Origin of the sequence: Xanthomonas fragariae, assembly GCF_017603965.1 — a bacterium.
Classification (GTDB): Bacteria; Pseudomonadota; Gammaproteobacteria; order Xanthomonadales; family Xanthomonadaceae; genus Xanthomonas; species Xanthomonas fragariae_A.
In genome coordinates this window covers 3199948-3218282 of the sequence record NZ_CP071955.1, presented here as the reverse complement: position 1 = coordinate 3218282, position 18335 = coordinate 3199948, and the positions used below count along the sequence as shown (strand labels likewise).

General features: G+C 57.9%; 16 protein-coding genes, 5 tRNA genes, 1 other RNA gene, 5 pseudogenes and 1 other annotated feature. Of the genes and pseudogenes, 20 read left to right on the top strand and 7 right to left on the bottom strand.

The genetic code is table 11. The annotated features are described in order from the left end of the window. The first annotated feature begins 12 nt into the window (after positions 1-12). Positions 13-1020 (top strand): isocitrate dehydrogenase, encoded by a 1008-nt coding sequence (locus tag J5I97_RS15200; protein WP_208587413.1) that lies wholly within the window; start codon positions 13-15, stop codon positions 1018-1020. 260 nt (positions 1021-1280) lie between these two features. Here J5I97_RS15200 and J5I97_RS15195 read toward each other — a convergent pair whose 3' ends face one another. Continuing rightward, a complete protein-coding gene (locus tag J5I97_RS15195) occupies positions 1281-2042 on the bottom strand; it encodes a Bax inhibitor-1/YccA family protein (protein ID WP_208587412.1) in 762 nt (253 codons plus the stop codon). Between the two features lie 154 nt (positions 2043-2196). On the opposite strand from J5I97_RS15195, the gene J5I97_RS15190 reads away from it, so the two are divergent. From J5I97_RS15190 to J5I97_RS15170, 5 genes are all read left to right on the top strand, one after another. Next, positions 2197-2273, top strand: a tRNA-Pro gene (locus J5I97_RS15190). A gap of 45 nt (positions 2274-2318) precedes the next feature. After that, a tRNA-Arg gene (locus J5I97_RS15185) sits at positions 2319-2395 on the top strand. A gap of 32 nt (positions 2396-2427) precedes the next feature. Beyond that, a tRNA-His gene (locus J5I97_RS15180) sits at positions 2428-2504 on the top strand. 93 nt (positions 2505-2597) lie between these two features. Beyond that, positions 2598-2673, top strand: a tRNA-Lys gene (locus J5I97_RS15175). 93 nt (positions 2674-2766) lie between these two features. Further along, the gene (locus J5I97_RS15170; RefSeq protein WP_208587411.1) at positions 2767-2991 is read left to right on the top strand and encodes a hypothetical protein; all 225 of its coding nucleotides are present in this window, start codon (positions 2767-2769) and stop codon (positions 2989-2991) included. Positions 2992-3378: 387 nt separating this feature from the next. Here J5I97_RS15170 and J5I97_RS15165 read toward each other — a convergent pair whose 3' ends face one another. Next, positions 3379-4110 carry an IS5 family transposase gene (locus J5I97_RS15165; protein ID WP_238135741.1) on the bottom strand — a complete coding sequence of 244 codons (732 nt, stop codon included), beginning with the start codon at positions 4108-4110 and terminating at the stop codon, positions 3379-3381. A 144-nt stretch (positions 4111-4254) separates the two neighbouring features. Between J5I97_RS15165 and J5I97_RS15160 the strand changes: the two genes are divergently transcribed. From J5I97_RS15160 to J5I97_RS20110, 5 genes and pseudogenes are all read left to right on the top strand, one after another. Further along, complete coding sequence (locus J5I97_RS15160; RefSeq protein ID WP_430541843.1) at positions 4255-4356, top strand: hypothetical protein; 102 nt, start codon at positions 4255-4257, stop codon at positions 4354-4356. Between the two features lie 334 nt (positions 4357-4690). Further along, complete coding sequence (locus tag J5I97_RS20115) at positions 4691-5572, top strand: hypothetical protein (RefSeq protein WP_238135550.1); 882 nt, start codon at positions 4691-4693, stop codon at positions 5570-5572. Positions 5573-5773: 201 nt separating this feature from the next. Then, positions 5774-5864 (top strand): annotated as a pseudogene (locus tag J5I97_RS20660) (helix-turn-helix domain-containing protein); the annotation flags it as partial. A 191-nt stretch (positions 5865-6055) separates the two neighbouring features. Then, on the top strand, positions 6056-6268 hold the full coding sequence (locus J5I97_RS20655) for a hypothetical protein (protein ID WP_430541842.1): 213 nt from the start codon (positions 6056-6058) through the stop codon (positions 6266-6268). Further along, positions 6269-6430: pseudogene (locus J5I97_RS20110) on the top strand (integrase); the annotation flags it as partial. Positions 6431-6533: 103 nt separating this feature from the next. Here J5I97_RS20110 and J5I97_RS15145 read toward each other — a convergent pair. Together J5I97_RS15145 and queC are read right to left on the bottom strand one after the other, a co-directional pair. Then, a tRNA-Lys gene (locus tag J5I97_RS15145) sits at positions 6534-6609 on the bottom strand. 47 nt (positions 6610-6656) lie between these two features. Then, positions 6657-7331, bottom strand: a complete 675-nt coding sequence (queC, locus tag J5I97_RS15140) for a 7-cyano-7-deazaguanine synthase QueC (RefSeq protein WP_208587410.1) — start codon at positions 7329-7331, stop codon at positions 6657-6659. A 443-nt stretch (positions 7332-7774) separates the two neighbouring features. Here queC and J5I97_RS15135 point away from each other — a divergent pair. After that, positions 7775-8360, top strand: a pseudogene (locus J5I97_RS15135) (PAS domain S-box protein); the annotation flags it as partial. 189 nt (positions 8361-8549) lie between these two features. Here the strand turns inward: J5I97_RS15135 and J5I97_RS15130 are convergent. Continuing rightward, complete coding sequence (locus tag J5I97_RS15130) at positions 8550-8756, bottom strand: hypothetical protein (RefSeq protein WP_002812086.1); 207 nt, start codon at positions 8754-8756, stop codon at positions 8550-8552. A gap of 251 nt (positions 8757-9007) precedes the next feature. On the opposite strand from J5I97_RS15130, the gene J5I97_RS15125 reads away from it, so the two are divergent. Then, the gene (locus J5I97_RS15125; protein ID WP_208587409.1) at positions 9008-9718 is read left to right on the top strand and encodes an rRNA pseudouridine synthase; all 711 of its coding nucleotides are present in this window, start codon (positions 9008-9010) and stop codon (positions 9716-9718) included. A gap of 163 nt (positions 9719-9881) precedes the next feature. On the opposite strand, the gene J5I97_RS15120 is transcribed toward J5I97_RS15125, so the two are convergent. Together J5I97_RS15120 and J5I97_RS15115 are read right to left on the bottom strand one after the other, a co-directional pair. Further along, positions 9882-9957, bottom strand: a non-coding RNA gene (locus J5I97_RS15120) — sX9 sRNA. A 74-nt stretch (positions 9958-10031) separates the two neighbouring features. Next, positions 10032-10824, bottom strand: a protein-coding gene (locus tag J5I97_RS15115; protein WP_208587408.1) for an IS5 family transposase whose coding sequence is annotated in 2 segments (ribosomal slippage) — positions 10032-10566 and positions 10565-10824 — 795 coding nt in all. Because the reading frame shifts where the segments join, the coding sequence is not laid out codon by codon here. 65 nt (positions 10825-10889) lie between these two features. Between J5I97_RS15115 and J5I97_RS15110 the strand changes: the two are divergent. The 7 genes and pseudogenes from J5I97_RS15110 (at position 10890) to J5I97_RS15080 (ending at position 18233) form a co-directional block, all read left to right on the top strand. Then, positions 10890-11839 (top strand): annotated as a pseudogene (locus tag J5I97_RS15110) (IS481 family transposase). A 182-nt stretch (positions 11840-12021) separates the two neighbouring features. Continuing rightward, on the top strand, positions 12022-13383 hold the full coding sequence (locus J5I97_RS15105) for an N-acetylmuramoyl-L-alanine amidase (RefSeq protein ID WP_208587407.1): 1362 nt from the start codon (positions 12022-12024) through the stop codon (positions 13381-13383). Positions 13384-13436: 53 nt separating this feature from the next. Beyond that, positions 13437-14242, top strand: a protein-coding gene (locus tag J5I97_RS15100) for an IS5 family transposase (protein ID WP_208587405.1) whose coding sequence is annotated in 2 segments (ribosomal slippage) — positions 13437-13767 and positions 13767-14242 — 807 coding nt in all. Because the reading frame shifts where the segments join, the coding sequence is not laid out codon by codon here. A gap of 247 nt (positions 14243-14489) precedes the next feature. Then, on the top strand, positions 14490-14660 hold the full coding sequence (locus tag J5I97_RS15095; protein ID WP_208591842.1) for a hypothetical protein: 171 nt from the start codon (positions 14490-14492) through the stop codon (positions 14658-14660). Next, a protein-coding gene (locus tag J5I97_RS15090; protein ID WP_345776681.1) for an IS5 family transposase occupies positions 14611-15572 on the top strand; the annotation gives its coding sequence in 2 pieces (ribosomal slippage) (positions 14611-14689 and positions 14689-15572; 963 coding nt in all). Before J5I97_RS15095 ends, J5I97_RS15090 begins: the two co-directional genes overlap by 50 nt. Before the next feature lie 324 nt (positions 15573-15896). Then, positions 15897-17110, top strand: a protein-coding gene (locus J5I97_RS15085; protein ID WP_208586298.1) for an IS3 family transposase whose coding sequence is annotated in 2 segments (ribosomal slippage) — positions 15897-16179 and positions 16179-17110 — 1215 coding nt in all. Because the reading frame shifts where the segments join, the coding sequence is not laid out codon by codon here. Further along, positions 16172-16288, top strand: a sequence feature (AL1L pseudoknot). It overlaps the preceding gene by 117 nt. Positions 17111-17292: 182 nt before the next feature. After that, a pseudogene (locus tag J5I97_RS15080) lies at positions 17293-18233 on the top strand (IS481 family transposase). Positions 18234-18335: the final 102 nt, after the last annotated feature.

Genomic DNA, 18335 nt, shown 5'->3' with positions numbered 1-18335 from the left:
AAACCCAACGTTATGACGCAGACAATCACGGTCATCCGCGGCGACGGTATTGGCCCGGAGATCATGGATGCCACGCTGTTCGTGCTCGACGCGCTGCAAGCTGGCCTGACCTACGAATACGCTGACGCCGGCCTGGTCGCGCTGGAAAAGCACGGCGATCTGCTGCCCGAGTCCACTCTGGCCTCGATCACCAAGAACAAGGTCGCCCTGAAAAGCCCGCTCACCACGCCGGTCGGTGATGGCTTCAGCTCCATCAACGTGGCCATGCGTCGCAAGTTTGACCTGTACGCCAACGTGCGTCCGGCCAAATCGTTTCCCAACACCAAGTCACGCTTTGCCGATGGAGTGGACCTGATCACGGTCCGTGAGAACACCGAAGGCGCCTATCTGAGCGAAGGCCAGGAAGTATCGGCCGATGGGGAAGTCGCCGTCTCCGGCGCCCGCGTCACCCGCAAGGGCTCCGAGCGCATCGTGCGCTACGCCTTCGACCTGGCGCGCGCCACCGGCCGCAAGAAGGTCACCGCGGTGCACAAGGCCAACATCATCAAGTCAACCTCTGGCCTGTTTTTGAAGGTGGCACGTGACGTGGCAGCGCAGTACCCGGAAATCGAATTCCAGGAAATGATCGTCGACAACACCTGCATGCAGCTGGTAATGCGTCCGGAACAGTTCGACATCATCGTGACCACCAACCTGTTCGGCGACATCATCTCCGACCTGTGCGCCGGTCTGGTCGGCGGCCTTGGCCTGGCTCCTGGCGCAAACATCGGCGTGGACGCGGCGATTTTCGAAGCCGTGCACGGCTCAGCGCCGGACATCGCAGGGCAGGGCAAGGCCAACCCGTGCGCGCTGCTGCTTGGCGCCGCGCAGATGCTCGACCACATCGGCCAGCCGCAGAATGCCGAGCGCCTGCGCGAGGCCATCGTGGCCACCCTGGAAGCCAAGGACTCGCTGACCCCAGACTTGGGCGGCACCGGCAACACCATGGGCTTCGCCAAAGCCATCGCCAGCCGCCTCTAAGCAAGCTCTCAACAACGCTTCCATGCGCTTTCGAACAGCAACTGAGGCAATCGCCGCTATGCGTAAGTGATTGATTTTTATGATGGAAGATCGTCGCGATTAAGTAAAATTCTAAGGTCACTCACCACGTCGTACGTTGTTCGCAGATTGCTGAGCGACACAGCGACAGCAAATAAAGAAAGGGCGCCCAGGCGCCCTTTCTTTTTGTTTGAAACCATAGCGCGCAAGAAATCCGCTTTTTACGATTCCCCATTCCTCGCTTAGTTACGCGATTGCAGCTTCGACAACAACCGCAGAAACTCAATGTACAGCCACACCAGCGTGACCATGAGGCCGAACGCGCCGTACCACTCCATGTGCTTGGGCGCTCCCTGTTCCACGCCGCTTTCGATAAAGTCGAAATCCAGCACTAGGTTCAGTGCGGCAACGACCACCACGAACAGGCTGAAGCCGATCCCGATGAGGCCGGAATCGTGGATGAAAGGGATGCGCACACCAAAAAAGCCCAGCACGATGGTGGCCAGATAGACCAACGCAATGCCGCCGGTTGCTGCGACCACACCCAGCTTGAAGTTCTCGGTGGCCTTGATCATGCCGCTGCGATACGCCAACAGCAGTGCGAACATCGTGCCGAAGGTCAGCAGCACCGCCTGGAACACGATGCCGTTGAAACGCGTTTCATAGACCGCCGAGATCGAACCCAGGAAGAAGCCTTCCACCAGCGCGTAAAGCGGCGCGGTGATCGGTGCCCAGCTCGGCTTGAAGCTGGTGGCCAGTGCGAACACCAACCCACCGATCGCACCGGCAATCATGTACAGCTTGGCCGCAGGCAGCGGCATGCCGTCCGCACCGATCGACTGCGACCAGGCAAACGCTGCGGTGAGCACAGCCATCAACAACAGCGCCCCAGTTTTGTTGATGGTGCCGTTGAGGGTCATCGCCTGACCATCGCGCGTGACCACCGAGCCGGAGCCGAGGTCGAGAAACGTGGATTCCCGAAGGGCCGGGTTACCGCTACGCATGCGTGTTCTCCTTAGAAATGTAGGTGCTTGCCGAGTTGGCAAGCGTTGTTGCGAGGATACCGGATCATCTAATTTACACACGGTGATTGACAGCAAGGCCAATCGTTCTCAAAATAACCGACCTTTCGAGCCTTCGGGATTTGAAAGGTCCCGCCGGGGTATAGCGCAGTCTGGTAGCGCGCCTGCTTTGGGAGCAGGATGTCGGGGGTTCGAATCCCTCTACCCCGACCATTCCCGTATGCTTTTGGCAGCGTGGGAATGCGAAGTTCGGTCCGGGCGTCCGTAGCTCAACCGGATAGAGCACCGGCCTTCTAAGCCGGCGGTTACAGGTTCGAGTCCTGTCGGGCGCGCCATCGGTAGTACGTTAGAAAACAGGTTTTCAGTGGTGGCTGTAGCTCAGTTGGTTAGAGTACTGGATTGTGATTCCAGATGTCGGGGGTTCGAGTCCCCTCAGCCACCCCACTGATTGCAGGTGATTGCAGCAAAGTTGGACGCGATGCCTCGCGGAGTGTTGCAACAAAGTAAAAATACATGTACAATGTGCGACCAGTTTCAGGGCCGTTAGCTCAGTTGGTAGAGCAGTTGACTCTTAATCAATAGGTCCAAGGTTCGAATCCTTGACGGCCCACCAATTAAAACAGCCACCTAGCGCAAGCGAAGTGGCTGTTTTTCTATATGTCAGGAAAATAGTCGGAAAAATTCCCCTGATTCGGGAGACAAATGGATGTCCAGCACCAAGTCAAGGACGCTGCGGTACGAGAAGGCTGACTACTTGCGAAAAAGCAGCCATGACTTGCAAAGTCTGGTCCAGCAGGCAGTCACTCGCTTGGGCAGCGTCCAGCGTCGTGAGCAGATAGATGCGCAGAACGGCACGCGGACTGTACTGACAGGTGTGCGGTCGAGCTTAGGGATGGTTGTTGGCAAGCTGATGCTTTACACGCCTGGCTAGCAACACTAGCAACAGAAGTTCCTTGAGCTCGATGATGCGACTCAAGACTACAAACTGGATGCGCTGCCGGTGGGAGTGAGGGCGGGGCGCCGCGCGAGTTTGTGAGTCGATCCTCTACGTTGCGCTCTTCGAGCGCCATGTGATGTTCATAGGGAGCACCTCGCTAAGGTCGGCTCAATTGGAGAGCCCCCTCAACTGGCTTATAAAAGAAGCCGAGTTGCTTGACCACTAGGATTTTGTTTTCCTTGAGGATCAGCAATCTGAGAGAGCTGTAGCAGCCCTTCGCAGCACGCCCGTTAAGGCAATCGAAATTGGCGGTGAGATCGAGTTCGAAGAAGCTGAACGCGTAGCGACTAAGAGCGGCTAACAAAACCGAGGAAGAGGCCGTCAGCAGATGATGGAGCAAGCAAGCCAGAGCAACGCCAAGTGGAGATCGATGCGGCGTTCAAAGCGGATGCGCAGTTTGCCCACGCCTGCGAACCAGGCATGCGTGCGCTCGAGGACCCAGCGATGACGGCCCAACCGGTCATTGCGCTCAATGCCCTTGCGTGCGATCCGCGCAATGATGCCGCGCTGCTTGAGGGAGGTGCGACACCGTTCGATGTCGTAGGCTTTGTCGGCATGCAGTTTGCTTGGCCCGCGACGCGGGCGCCCTGGTTTTGCGGAGATAGCAGGCAAGGCATCAAGCAACTCCTCAAACACGACCGAGTCGTGCCGATTGGCGCCGGTGACGCACACCGCCAAGGGCACGCCGTTGCGATCGACGATCAGATGCCGTTTGCTGCCGCGTTTGCCGCGGTCGGTCGGGTTTGGCCCGGTGTAGGCGCCCCCCGGGGGGAGGCCACACTGGCGGCGTCCAGACTTGCTCGGCTCAGATCCAGCGTCTGGGCGCGACGTCGCTCGGCCAGCAACACCTGATGCAGACGATTGATGCAGACGATGCCACACACCTGCGGCCTGCCAATCACGCAACCGGCGCCAGCAGGTCATGCCGCTGCCATAACCGAGTTCCACAGGCAGGTCTTCCCATGGCACGCCTGTGCGCAGGACATAGACAATGCCGTTGAGGGCTTGCTGATCACTCAGACGCGGCCGTCCACCTTTGGACGAACGCTTCAGTTGCGCAATCAGTGGCTCGATGCGCTTCCACAGCGCAATGGCGGATCTCTTTGCGACGTGTCATGTCCGCAATTTTGCCGCCGGTGAGACAATATTCAATGGGTTTTGTCAGCCGTTCTAAATCCGCAGGCATATCTGACCTATGTGCTACGGCACATTGCCGAACACCCCTTCAATCGGGTGAGCGAGTTGCTTCCCTGGAACATTTCCTTGAACCACACTGAACTGGGCTGCGAGCATATTTAACTTTACCGGCAACTACCTGTGGCGCAACCGTACCAAAGTCGGTGCGGAAAGGTTCAGGCCATTACGAGCTCTGCCACCAGCTTAACTTGCTTTAAATTCCGTTTTATGAGGCGGCCCATCATATGCTCGTTTATTGGACGCTAGGCTATGATGAGGCTTGAGCTCCGAAAATCGCATTATTCGAGTCCAGAAAAAGTTTTCAATTTTCAATATCTATCTAGACCGTTACCGGCCTGCACACGAAGAATTTAACACTCTCCCCCATACTCTGGGAAATCTTTGGAACCTGCGAGTGGTTAGAACCACTCACTTTAAATTAAATTCAGGTACTGTCATGCGCATTGGTAAGCTATACACCCCAGTCTCAAGTTACGAAGTTGAACTCCCTCAACAGGTAAACCTTAGTAGTGCAGGGCTGTCCTCCTCTACGGGCATGGTACATGCCCAGTACGCTCAGCCACGATCCCCTGTTTCTTCTACACAGGGAGCGAATGAAGTACCGGGCGTCTCGGCCGTGTTCAATAGTAAATTAAAAAAAACCGACCTTTCGGCGGGCGATATTCTTATATTGATTGATCAGCCTGACAACACAACTTGCACTCATCAATTGATTAAAATTGGGCAAAGCCTGTCCTCGCTTTCCTTGTTACGTAACAACACCGGCGATCCTGCGCTGGTACATGCGGTTATGTGGTCGAAAAGGGGAAATAACACGGGCAGGATGACTGCGAATGGTCCCGGAGAGTCGGAAATTGTCGAGATGCGCGGCGGCACCCAGTTGTCGTCCTCATCGGGTCCTATCCGGCAAGGAATGTATAAAGTTTACTCGCCAAAGGATAAAAATCTTGGCGATTGGGCTGCTCAGATCGGTCAAATCTGGAGCGCAGAAAAGAAGATTCTTTACTCAAAGCCTAAAAGTGTTTTTAGTATCTTACGAAACTCTAGTTTCAATGGTGGCGCCAAGCGGGCTAGTGAAAAATATGCGGGTCAGGCATTTGAAAATAAACCTAGAATCCGTGGTTCCTTTTGCTCTCATTTTATTTTGGCAGCATATCAGGCCGCGCCGGCGAATATAGGCATCCCTTTTAGTGGCGCATTGAGGGTCGATGCGGAAGCTACCTCTGTGAGGACGATGGAGCATTTTTTGAAGGAAGATGAACAAGCTTTTGACTTCAAAGGTTATCTGAAAATTGAACCGGCAAATTTGCTCTATTGAGGGTCGCGGTAAGGATGACAATTACCTGCCCACCCCACTTAAATGCCCGGTGGCTTCACCTCTGGATCGCAACACCAACGGTTGTGACGTGGTCCAGGCGACCTGACCTGAGCGATTTCACCGCCAAGTGGAGTTGCCCATGTCATCCAGCCGCCTGGACCTGTGAGAACGATACCGTTTGCATGCGTTATATGAACCGGGATGTCGATGCGGGCCATCGCCGATGCGTTGGAGCGCGCGCCCAGCACGATCAGCCGCGAACTGCGCCGTCACCGGCACGCTCGGCAGTATCTGCCCGATCATGCGCAGCGCCTCAGCGAGCATCGGCGCACGCAGGCCAGCCGGTGTGCGCGCATCGACGCTGAGCGCATCGCCCGGATCGAGCTCTTGCTGGCTGAGGACTTCAGCCCGGAACAGATTGCCGTCGGCGATTGGGAGCTGGACACCCTTCGCGCTTCGCATGGCAAGGCGGTGGTGGTCAGCATGACCGAACGTCGCAGTCGCCTGCATCTGCTGGCCTACTCGCCTGACGGCATCGCCGAGAACGTGCGCAACGCCATCGTCCAGCGCCTGGGCGGCCTACGCCACACGGTGCACACCCTGACCGCCGACAACGGCAAGGAGTTCGCCGATCATCAATTCATTACCGCGTGCTTGCAGAGCGATTTCTATTTTGCAGGCCCGTACTGTGCATGATATCTGCATGCGGTGATGATCCTGGCCTACAACTTGCGGTTACGCGGCGCAGAGATAACTGATCTTACTGACGCCCATGCCAGCGAGCAGGGAATCTCGGCGACGCGGCGTAGGGGGGCGCGCGACAACATCACGACTTGGAACGACGAGCTACGCCATGCATGTCTGGTAGCCGCGGAACATTGTATGCAACCACTAATTTTCCCGGCAATTTCCCGGCGTAACAAAAAAGCACCTTCGGTGCCATCTAACTTGCTGATTTTATTGGTGGGCCGTGATGGATTCGAACCATCGACCAAAAGATTAAAAGTCTTCTGCTCTACCGACTGAGCTAACGGCCCACTGCCCCGACATTGCGTCGGGGTGCGCATTCTATCCTACACGGGCGTCAAGACGAAATGGCGTAATGCGTGGGGTCCGGGACGCCGGCGTCCGCGAAGCCGGCGGCGCGTAGGCGACAGGCGTCGCAGTGGCCGCAGGCGCGTCCGTCGGCGTCGGCGCGGTAGCAGGAGACGGTCAGGCTGAAGTTCACGCCCAGGCGCACTCCTTCGCGGACGATGTCGGCCTTACTGAGGAATTGCAGTGGCGCATGCACGCGCAGTCCGGCGCCTTCCACGCCTGCTTTGGTGGCCATGTTGGCCAGTACTTCGAATGCGCGCACGAACTCGGGCCGGCAGTCGGGGTAGCCGGAGTAGTCGACCGCATTGACGCCGCAGAACAGGTCGTTGGCGCCGATCGCCTCGGCCCAACCGAGCGCCAGCGACAGCATGATGGTGTTGCGCGCGGGCACGTAGGTGACCGGAATGCCGCCGCCGCCGGCCTCTGGTACTTCGATATCGTCTGTCAACGCCGAGCCGCCGATGCTGCGCAGGTCCACGTCCAGTACCTTGTGTGTAATGACGCCTTGCGCGGCAGCGACACGTGCGGCCGCGTCCAGTTCTGAGGTGTGGCGCTGGCCATAGCGCAGGCTCAAGGCGTACACGGCAAAGCCTTGCTCCTGCGCGAGCGCGACGGCGGCGGCGGAGTCCATGCCACCGGACAACAGAACAACGGCTTTTTTCATGACGGATCAGCGATGACAGCGGAATAGGTAGAAAGGCTATCAGGGACGGAGATGGAGGGCGATAAGCTAGCCAGCCGCTGGACGCAAAAAGCGGCCTTGCCAACGGATGCGCGCATGCTTGGTTTCGCGTCTTGGTTAAGGCGCAAAGCGAAAATGGGCTCTTGTTTCGCCAACGCTGATGCCGATCCACTAGCGTGATAGGGCATGCGCTACTTGTGTGCGACGAGCGCGTCTTCGCTGCAGCATTGCGCATTCGCCGTGCACCCACCGCACGCCCCCATGGCATGCGTCGCGGCTAATACTTTGGGGGTTAGGCCGATACTGCTGACTCTTACTCGTGTGCAAAAGGGCTGCAAAGGCATCCACCCGCATGTGAGATTTGCAAGATCACGCCTTCATGTACGTCGATTTATTGCGCGGTCAAACTTCAGGACCATGACGTAATGGCTGAGCATCAGGAAGACGCAGCGAAGTCGTGCATTTACGAAGCTCTGTTGAGGGCAACGCCGGACCTTTTGCATGTGTTCGATACCCAGCACCGTTTCGTCTACGCCAATCAGGCGTTGTAGACGATGTGGGGCATGCGCTGGGAAGACGCCTGCGGCAAGACGTGTCTTGAGCTCGGCCACGAGTCCTGGCATGTGGCCATGCATGATGAAGAGATCGAATGTGTGATCGCGACGCGTAAGACGGTGTGTGTGGGGAGGTGACGTTTCTACGTACGACACAAGGGTCTGCCTGTCACAACTACATCTTCCTATTCGTATTTGAGCCCGATGCCAAGGTCGAAGTGATCGTCGGCGCCACGCGTGATATCACCGAGCACAGACAGCAGAGCAGCATCTGCAGTTGCTGATAAACGAGCTCAATCACAGAGTTAAGAATTCGCTGGTCATGCCGTAGTCGTTGGCGCGTCAGTCGTTTACCAATGCCACCAGCCTTGCGGATGCGCGTTTGCTCCTGCAGTCGCGGACGCACGACAGGCTGACCTGGGAGAACCGGGTCAGCGCTGATATTTTGGAGCTGACCTGCGTGTCTCAGTGCTCTATGTATCATCGCGTGCGTCATCGTGACATTGGCGACTGTGCAACGGACATGGTGAGCCAGCCTGAAGACCGCATCTACGCCAAGATGCGCCTTCATGCCGAATACCACTGCTTATCGAGCCATCAATCCATCGTGCGCAACAAGCGTGGCGCAACTATCGTGCTCTTGCGCTCAGCCTTCCAGCGCAGCAAGCACCTCGGCATGGAGCTGCTCGGCGCCGCTCTCGCTGTTGAAGCGTGCAAACACTTCGGCGCCGGAGATCAGTCCAACCCGGACCGAGTGGCAGTACGACCCGAAGCTTTCGCCTGCGTTGAATGGGTCGCTGATGACGGAAATATGGTTGAGGCGGACCTGGGTGGTGCCGAACTTGATGAACATCTGCAATCTCCTGTGTGAGCGCTGAGTTTCCCACTTTGTCAGGCGGCGTAGTAGCGTCGTGGCGATGCGGGTGTACAGGAACGACAAGGACACCAATTACGGCGTCGCCGACGCGATCCTGAGTCGGCGCGGACCATTTGCAATGCAGCCACGCACGAGTGCCGGCACAGCGCGTTACATCGGGTGCGTTCGGCTCGCGTCGCATGGACCCAGCACGTACACTGCCGCCCCCCTGATGCTGAGCTTGCGCAATGTCCGATCCGATCCGTCTCGATAAATGCGTTGCCGCCGCGTTTGGCTGCTCGCGTGGCGAGGCCCGGCAGTACATCGAGGGTGGCTGGGTCGGCGTAAACGGGGTGATAGTCGAAGAGCCGCAGGCCTTGGCGACCGTAGCGCAGGTAACCCTGGCCCCGGACGCAGTGCTTGAGCATTCCAAACCTGCCACGTTGCTGCTGCACAAAGCTGCCGGCGTGTCGACCGAGGCGGCGTTGGCATTGGTGACCCCGGTGACCCGTAGCGCGCTGGACCAGTCCGAAATGCGCGTGTTGAAACAGCACTTTCTGCGCCTCAACGCACCGCTGCCGCTGGAGGATGAGGCAAGCGGCCTGTTGGTACTGAGCCAGGATGGTCGCGTGCTACGCAGGCTGAGCGCCGATGCCAGTTCCATCGAGCAGGAATTCCTGGTGGAAGTGCGCGGCGAACTGCGCCCGTACGGCATGGCGCGGCTGGCGCATGGCCTGGTCTATCAACAGCGCAGTCTGTCGCCGTGCAAGGTGAGCTGGCAAAACGAAGAGCGGCTGCGGTTTGCGATCAAGCACGTGCAGCCAGGCCAGCTCCGCTACATGTGCGGTGAAGTGGGGCTGGAGATGGTTGGCATTCGTCGGCTACGCATAGGCGGGGTGTCGCTAGGCAAGCTGGCGATCGGCCAATGGCGCTACCTGCCGACAGGCCAACGTTTTTGATTGCGGCGCTGGATCGGGTACAAAAGCAGTGAGCACGTCGTGGCATGCCGACGATGCAGATGCTTCGGATGTAGCGAGCAATCGTGATCTCGATACAGCGCTCTCCGCTGTTGGATGAGGCCGTTCAGGCACTATGCTCAAGCTGCGCCGATTCAGTAAGAGCGGCTAACAAAACGTAGCGAGCAGTCGTCAGGTGGGTGCGGATGGCGCGCAAGAACCGCAGTGTACGCGTGGTACATGCCGATTCCGAGCACCGGCCGCGCCCGCCTGGCGGTGAGCGCAGTCGTTTTGTTAGCCGCTCTTAAGAACGTGTTCAAAGTCTTCTGAGCGAGATAGCGAGGAATGCGAGGAGAATGAACTGCAAGCTGGTGTTGAGCCAACGCTCGCAGTTCTTGCACAGCCTGCGGTTTTTCTCCAGCCAGGCAAAGCTGCTCTCCACGACCCAGCGTTTTGGCATGATCTTGAAGGTGTGCAACTCACTGCGTTTTGCGATCTGCACCGTGACGTGGTCACCGAGTGTTTCGCGCACGCCCTGCGCAAAGGGCTGACCCACGTAGCCGCTATCGCACAACACACTCTGCACGTGCTTGAGGCCCGATGTGCAGCGTTCGAGCGCCTGCAACGCCCCTTTGCGGTCCGTCACCTCGGCGGTGGTCACTGCCACCGCGTGCGGCAGCCCCTGCGTGTCCACCGCGATGTGCCGCTTGATCCCCGACACCTTCTTGCCCGCGTCATCGCCCTTCAAGCCTGCCGTGTCCGCGTTCTTCACGCTCTGCGCGTGGATGATCAAGAATCTGCTGCAAGCGCTGCGCCCCTGTCGCGCGCGGGCCGCGCCAACCTGATTTTTTTAAAGCCTGCTCCAGCAGGCTGCCACCTTCACGCGGCTCACTCCAGATGGCAAAGTACGCATGCACTGTGCGCCATTTAGGAAACTCCTCGGGCAGCATGCGCCACTGGCAGCGGCTTCTGAGCAGGTACAACACCGCACAGAACACCTCATACAGGTCTACTCGCCTGGGACTGGTTCTTCTACGCGCGCTTTCCAACAGCGGCTTGATGACGTCGCATTGATCGCGACTGATGTCGCTCGGGTAGCTCTTCCTCATTTTACTAGGTGTTTGATCCCAGGCTTTGATGGTGCATTATTTTCCCTCGAATGGAAGGAAGCACTATGGGCCAGGTTCTGCATGGGAGCGCCACCACGACAGAGGCGATCCGTCGAGCGATACAACAGAGTCAAGAGAGCCTGAGAGCGCTTTCCAAGCGCTACGGCATCAATCAAAAGACGGTGGCGAAGTGGAAGAAGCGCAGTTCGGTTGCGGATCTGCCAACTGGGCCGACGCACCCACGTTCCACGGTGTTGTCCATTGAGGATGAGGCGGCGATCGTCGCCTTCCGCAGGCACACATTGCTGCCGCTGGACGACTGTCTCCACGCACTGCAGCCGAGCATCCGGCATCTGACGCGCTCATCATTGCACCGCTGCCTGCAGCGCCATGACATCTCGCGACTGCCAGACATCAAAGGCAACAAACCTGCCAAAAAGCAGTTCAAGCACTATCCGATTGGCTACTTCCACATCGACATCGCAGAGCTGCAGACGGCCCAGGGCAAGCTCTATCTGTTCGTGGCCATCGACAGAACGTCCAAGTTTGCGCTCACCGAGCTTCATCCCTCGGCCAACAAGCTGAGTTCCTGCGCAATGTGATTCAGGCGGTGCCCTACACCCTGCATACGGTTCTGACGGATAACGGCATCCAGTTCACCAACCGCAGTTCCGACCGCTACGCCTTCGTGCATCTCTTCAGTCGCCTCTGCGAGGAGCACGGCATCGAACATCGCCTGACCAAGGTCAAGCATCCCTGGACCAACGGGCAGGTCGAGCGGATGAATCGGACGATCAAGCAAGCCACTGTCAAACGCTTCCATTACGACGACCACGCACAACTGCAACAGCATTTGGCCAACTTCATCGACGCCTACAACTTCGCTCGCAGACTCAAAGCCCTGAAGGGTCTGACACCGTACGAATTCATCTGCAAACAGTGGACATCCGAGCCCGAGCGGTTCAATGTGAATCCGATCCATCTAATGCCGGGACTGAACATTTTAGGTGGGTGAAGAAGGCAAGTCAGGAGCATTACGGCTCGAGCGCATTGCACGAGCAATGATGACCACGCGCACATTCGAGGCGCCAGGTTTTTGACGCGGAAAGAAAATGTGGGTAGCTTGACGTCGGGGAGGCAACGGAATGCTGCACCGATCCGGGGCATTCCCGTCCCCCGAAATTAAGGAGTGATGTCATGGAATCGAAATTTGACCGCAACAGGTCTAGCAAGCTCACCAACCTCCGCACCGCCTGTCTCGTATTCTCGCTCTCAGCTGGAATGCTCGCTACGATGCCGGTTATGGCCCAGCAGGTGTTGCCAAATGTTGCCAATCTCTCAGCGGATCAGCGCACCGAGCTCAGCAAATTATTGAAAGCAGAGCTTCAAAAGACTATAGCTAGTCAAAAGCGCCTCCCTGGTCAGGTCGTGTCGCCTGTTGATGTTCGCTTCGATAGTAAAACGGGAATGGTTCTAATCGAGCTTGGCAAAGGATTTGTCCCGAAGGGAGATAGCCACATCTCGGGTGAACTAGAAGATCAGTTGCATCAGATAACCGGCGTTGCCACGGAAATACTCACTGGCAATTTAAGCTTTACGGGAACATCTTGTACTTTTGGTGGAATTTCTACAGACAAATTGTTCCCTCAAGAAAAGTGGGAACCGAGCAATAAGAAGCAGACAATTTCTCCAAGCGCAGAGGCAAAGGCCCCTGTGGTGGTTTCGGCAGGACACGGTCGCACCAAAGCAAAAGGTGGCGGCTGGGGCTGGCAGCGGGAGCTGATTAATGGTTGGCATGAAGACATAGACAACCCAACCCTCGCCAGCAAGCTTGCTACACACCTCCAGACTAGAAGTAAGGAAGTTGTGGCATTCCCGCGCTCAACATCGGAAACAATTGAATCCGCCACAAAGCTTGCTTGGTGGAAGTTGGCAGCAAAATACCATCTTGCCAGGATACTGCCGAACGAAAAAGATATGTGGGGATCGCTTCCCGCCGATGAGATCGGATCAGATATTCGATCGCGACCGAGATACGCACGATATCTGAAAGCCAAGGCCATCGTGAGCTTACACACTGATGCCGGATCAACGACAGGCACCGGATCAAAGATCTTATATGCAACAGGTAGCGCGTCCAGCAAGCTACTCGCCGATGCCGTGTCTTGCTCGATGAAAGAGGTCATCAATGCTACTCCAGGCTATGAGCAATGGCTGGTTCGCGCGGCGGAAGCGTCGGCCGAATATGGTGAGAACACGCATGCGGTCGAGGTACCTGCAGTACTGGTTGAAGTTGGATTTCATTCAAACCCCGTAAACGCGACGGTTCTCTTAGACCCTGTTTTTCAAGACGCAGCCATGCGCGGCATTGAAAAAGGCTATCGTGTAAATCGCGACGGGAAGACGTGTGTCGCTCAAAAGCTGACGGTTCCCAATACTTCGGCTGTGGTGAACGGCCCGAAGATCACTATCGCGACCAACTTCGTAGGAAACCCACAGTTTCCGTTGGCGTACGAAAGAAAATTCACAACATGCCCCAGCGGCTGGACATGTCCTTAGAGCGTCTAACAAAACCCCTTGAATCTTGTCTCGCCGGTGGCAAAATTGCGGACATGACACGTCGCAAAGAGATCCCCATTGCGCTGTGGAAGCGCATCGAGCCGCTGATTCCCCAAGTGAAGCGTTCGCCCAAAGGTGGACGGCCGCGCATCAGTGATCAGCAAGCCCTCAACGGCATCGTCTATGTCTTGCGCACGGGCATGCCATGGGAAGACCTGCCTGTGGAACTGGGCTATGGCAGCGGCATGACCTGCTGGCGCCGGTTGCGTGATTGGCAAGCCGCCGGTGTGTGGCATCGTCTGCATCAGGTGTTGCTGACCGAGCTGCGTCGCGCCCAGAGGCTGGATCTGAGCCGAGCCAGTCTGGACGCCGCCAGTGTGGCCTCCCCCCGGGGGGCGCCTACACCGGGCCAAACCCGACCGATCGCGGCAAACTCGGCAGCAAACGGCATCTGATCGTGGACCGCAACGGCGTGCCCTTGGCAGTGTGCGTCACCGGCGCCAATCGGCACGACTCGGTCGTGTTCGAGGAGTTGATCGACGCCTTGCCGCCAATTGGTGGCAAACCAGGGCGCCCGCGACGTTGGCCAGACAAATTGCACGCCGACAAGGCTTACGACATCGACCGCTGTCGCGCCTTCCTCAAGCAGCGCGGCATCATTGCGCGGATCGCACGCAAGGGGATCGCGCGCAACGACCGGTTGGGCCGTCATCGCTGGGTCGTCGAGCGCACGCATGCCTGGTTCGCAGGCATGGGCAAACTGCGCATCCGCTTTGAACGCCGCATCGATCTCCACTTGGCGTTGCTCTCGCTTGCATGCTCCATCATCTGCTTACGGCTTCTTCCTGGGTTTTGTTAGCCGCTCTTATTTTAGCAAGACATATGTGACTGAGCAAGCATCACCATTGACAAATGAGTGGTACTGCACCGGATCAAGTAGCACGAAGACGACTTCATTTGAAATGCTGACCACTGTTGTCGACGCTGATGGTGTGAAGACAGAAGCAAAAAGCACTTTCACCTGCAAGGCGGCCGCCTAAAATTTTTAAGTGGCGACTGGTATTTCACCTATTTACAGACTACCCGGTTAGATAATTTCGCCCCAAGTGCCGAAGATCATTTCTTCGGTGCTTGGAGCGATTATGGCTTCGTTTACTGCTGTCGATCTCTCTAAGGCAACGCTGAAAAAGTCTCAGCAACCTGCGCAGGAGGCTTTGGAACAGAGCGATGACACAGCAGACACTGGCGAAAGCTGCGGATCAGCAAAGCGCATTTGAGCAGTACCGTCGGCCGACGCGTCGGGATGTGTCTTGTCCACGATGGAGCAGATCGTGCCGTGGTCGGCGTTATGTGCGGTGATCGCGCCGCAGTCTCCCAAGGCGGGCAAGGGTCGTCCGCCGATCGGGTTGGAGCGGATGCTGCGGATGTATTTTGTGCAGCACTGGTTCAATCTGGCCGATCAGGCGTGCGAAGAAGCGTTGCTGGACAGCACCGCGTTGCGGGTCTTGGTTGGGATCGACCTGGGCCGTGAGCGGGTGCCGGATGCGACGACTCTGCTGAAGTTTCGCCGTTTGTTGGAGCGTGATGACCTGGGAAGCGAGTTGTTCGCTGAGGTCAACACGCATTTGCAGGTCCACGGGCTGAAGGTTGGCACCGGCACGCTGGTGGATGCCACGCTGATTGCAGCGCCGAGCTCGACCAAGAATGCAGACAAGGCGCGGGAGGGTGGGATGCACCAGACCCGCAAAGGGCAGCAGTGGTATTTCGGGATGAAACTGCATAGTGGCGTTGATAGCCGCACCGGTCTGGTGCACAGCGCGGCAGTTACCGCAGCCAATCTCCACGACAAGCATTTGATCGGGGATTTGCTGCACGGTGGGGAGCGTCGTTTGTACGGCGATACTGCCTATGCCAGCCAGAAGGAATTGATCCGCGCGCACGCACCGCATGCGCGCGATTTCACCAATCGGCGGGTGCGCAATGGCGGACATGTGGATGAAGCCGAGCGGCGCCGCAACCGCAATAAATCCAAGGTGCGCGCGCGTGTGGAGCATGTCTTTGCGGTGGTCAAGCGCTTGTGGGGGTTTGCCAAGGTGCGTTATCGCGGTTTGGCCAAGAACGCCAACCGTCGCTTTGTGGCGCTGGGATTGGCGAATCTGTCCCTGTCACGCACCCGCTTGGTGGGATAACTGCGCCCGAAAAGGGCACAGTGGGCTGCGCCAGCCGGCGCACACCGCTTCAAGTCACCAATATCCTGTGTTTTTAACCAGCATCTCGGGTTTCTGACGCACGTCAGTGGCGTTGAGACTTCAACCGTTGGGCGGGTTCTTGATGCTGGTGCTTGATCAGCGTTGCCTTAGAAGCGATCAGCGACTATACGTTGAGTTTGTTGAAAGAGATGCTTTCTAATTCTTGCAGGTCCAAGGCCGACATCTATCAAGCGCTTCAGCCCAAACTTGAATCTGAACCGCCCCGGGATTTCGGGAGGCTCCAACTCTTGAGAAGATGGGGCGATGAGCAAGACGAAATATTCACCGGAAGTGCGAGAGCGCGCGGTTCGGCTGGTGCGGGAGCATCAGGGCGAGTACGGCTCGCAGTGGGCGGCGATCGAATCGATTGCCGGGAAGATTGGCTGTTCGTCGCAGACGCTGTGCAACTGGGTGCGTCAGGCCGAGCGTGATGCCGGCAAGCGTCAGGGGCTGACGACGGACGAGCGGACGCGGATGAAAGCGCTGGAACGCGAAGTGCGCGAGCTGAGGCAAGCCAACGAGATCCTGCGCAAGGCCAGCGCGTATTTTGCCCAGGCGGAGCTCGACCGCCGCTTCAAGCCCTGACCACGTTCGTGACCGAACATTGCGATGTTCACGGGGTCGAGCCAATCTGCAAGGTGCTGCAGGTTGCCCCGTCGACGTATTACCGCCACGCGCAGCGGGAAGCGGACGCGAACTTGCGCCCGAACCGCTGGTGGAAGGACCAGGCGCTGCGCCCGCAGATCCGGCGGGTATGGGAGCAGAACCGACAGGTGTACGGCGTGCGCAAGGTCTGGCGGCAGCTCAAGCGCGAGGGCTATGCGGTGGCCCGCTGCACGGTGGAGCGACTGATGGGCGCACTTGGCCTGCGCGGCGTGGTACGCGGGAAGGTGGTCAAGACCACGATCAGCGACAAGCGGCCGTGCCCGCTGGACAAGGTGAACCGACAGTTCCATGCGCCGTCGCCGAACCGACTGTGGGTCAGCGACTTCACGTATGTCTCGACCTGGGCCGGGTTCGTGTACGTGGCCTTCGTGATCGACGTGTACGCACGGCGGATCGTGGGCTGGAAGGTGTCGCAGACGGCGCACACGGACTTCGTGCTGGACGCGCTGGAGCAGGCGCTGCATGCGCGTCGTCCAACCGAAGGCGGCCTGATCCACCACTCCGACCGCGGCGTGCAGTATGTGTCGATCCGCTACACCGAGCGGCTGGCCGACGCCGGGATCGAGCCGTCGGTGGGCAGCGTGGGCGATAGCTATGACAACGCGTTGGCCGAGACGATCAACGGGTTGTACAAGGCCGAGGTGATCCACCGGCGCGCGTGGCGCAACCGCCAGGATGTGGAACTGGCCACGCTGGATTGGGTGGACTGGTACAACCACAAACGCTTGCTGGGGTCGATCGGGAACATTCCGCCAGCGGAAGCCGAAGAGGCTTACTATCGACAACAGGCCGGTTACGCCAAAGCGGCGTGACTCAAACCAAACAGCCTCCCGAAATCCCGGGGCGGTTCAATCATTTGTCGACTCCCCACAATTCAATGCCAGCTAAAATTAGAGGTCTGCGGTCGATATTGATCGCGGAACTCGGCGGGTGTTAGATGTTTGATCCCAGGCTTTGATGGTGCATTATTTTCCCTCGAATGGAAGGAAGCACTATGGGCCAGGTTCTGCATGGGAGCGCCACCACGACAGAGGCGATCCGTCGAGCGATACAACAGAGTCAAGAGAGCCTGAGAGCGCTTTCCAAGCGCTACGGCATCAATCAAAAGACGGTGGCGAAGTGGAAGAAGCGCAGTTCGGTTGCGGATCTGCCAACTGGGCCGACGCACCCACGTTCCACGGTGTTGTCCATTGAGGATGAGGCGGCGATCGTCGCCTTCCGCAGGCACACATTGCTGCCGCTGGACGACTGTCTCCACGCACTGCAGCCGAGCATCCGGCATCTGACGCGCTCATCATTGCACCGCTGCCTGCAGCGCCATGACATCTCGCGACTGCCAGACATCAAAGGCAACAAACCTGCCAAAAAGCAGTTCAAGCACTATCCGATTGGCTACTTCCACATCGACATCGCAGAGCTGCAGACGGCCCAGGGCAAGCTCTATCTGTTCGTGGCCATCGACAGAACGTCCAAGTTTGCGCTCACCGAGCTTCATCCCTCGGCCAACAAGCTGAGTTCCTGCGCAATGTGATTCAGGCGGTGCCCTACACCCTGCATACGGTTCTGACGGATAACGGCATCCAGTTCACCAACCGCAGTTCCGACCGCTACGCCTTCGTGCATCTCTTCAGTCGCCTCTGCGAGGAGCACGGCATCGAACATCGCCTGACCAAGGTCAAGCATCCCTGGACCAACGGGCAGGTCGAGCGGATGAATCGGACGATCAAGCAAGCCACTGTCAAACGCTTCCATTACGACGACCACGCACAACTGCAACAGCATTTGGCCAACTTCATCGACGCCTACAACTTCGCTCGCAGACTCAAAGCCCTGAAGAGTCTGACACCGTACGAATTCATCTGCAAACAGTGGACATCCGAGCCCGAGCGGTTCAAGGTGAATCCGATCCATCTAATGCCGGGACTGAACACCTAGGTTCCCATACGCAGGGAAGACTTTGAACACGTTCTAATCCTAAAAAAACCCTCGGAATGCGCGGAATCTCCCTTACCCGAGAATTACCGACCGCGCGGCAAG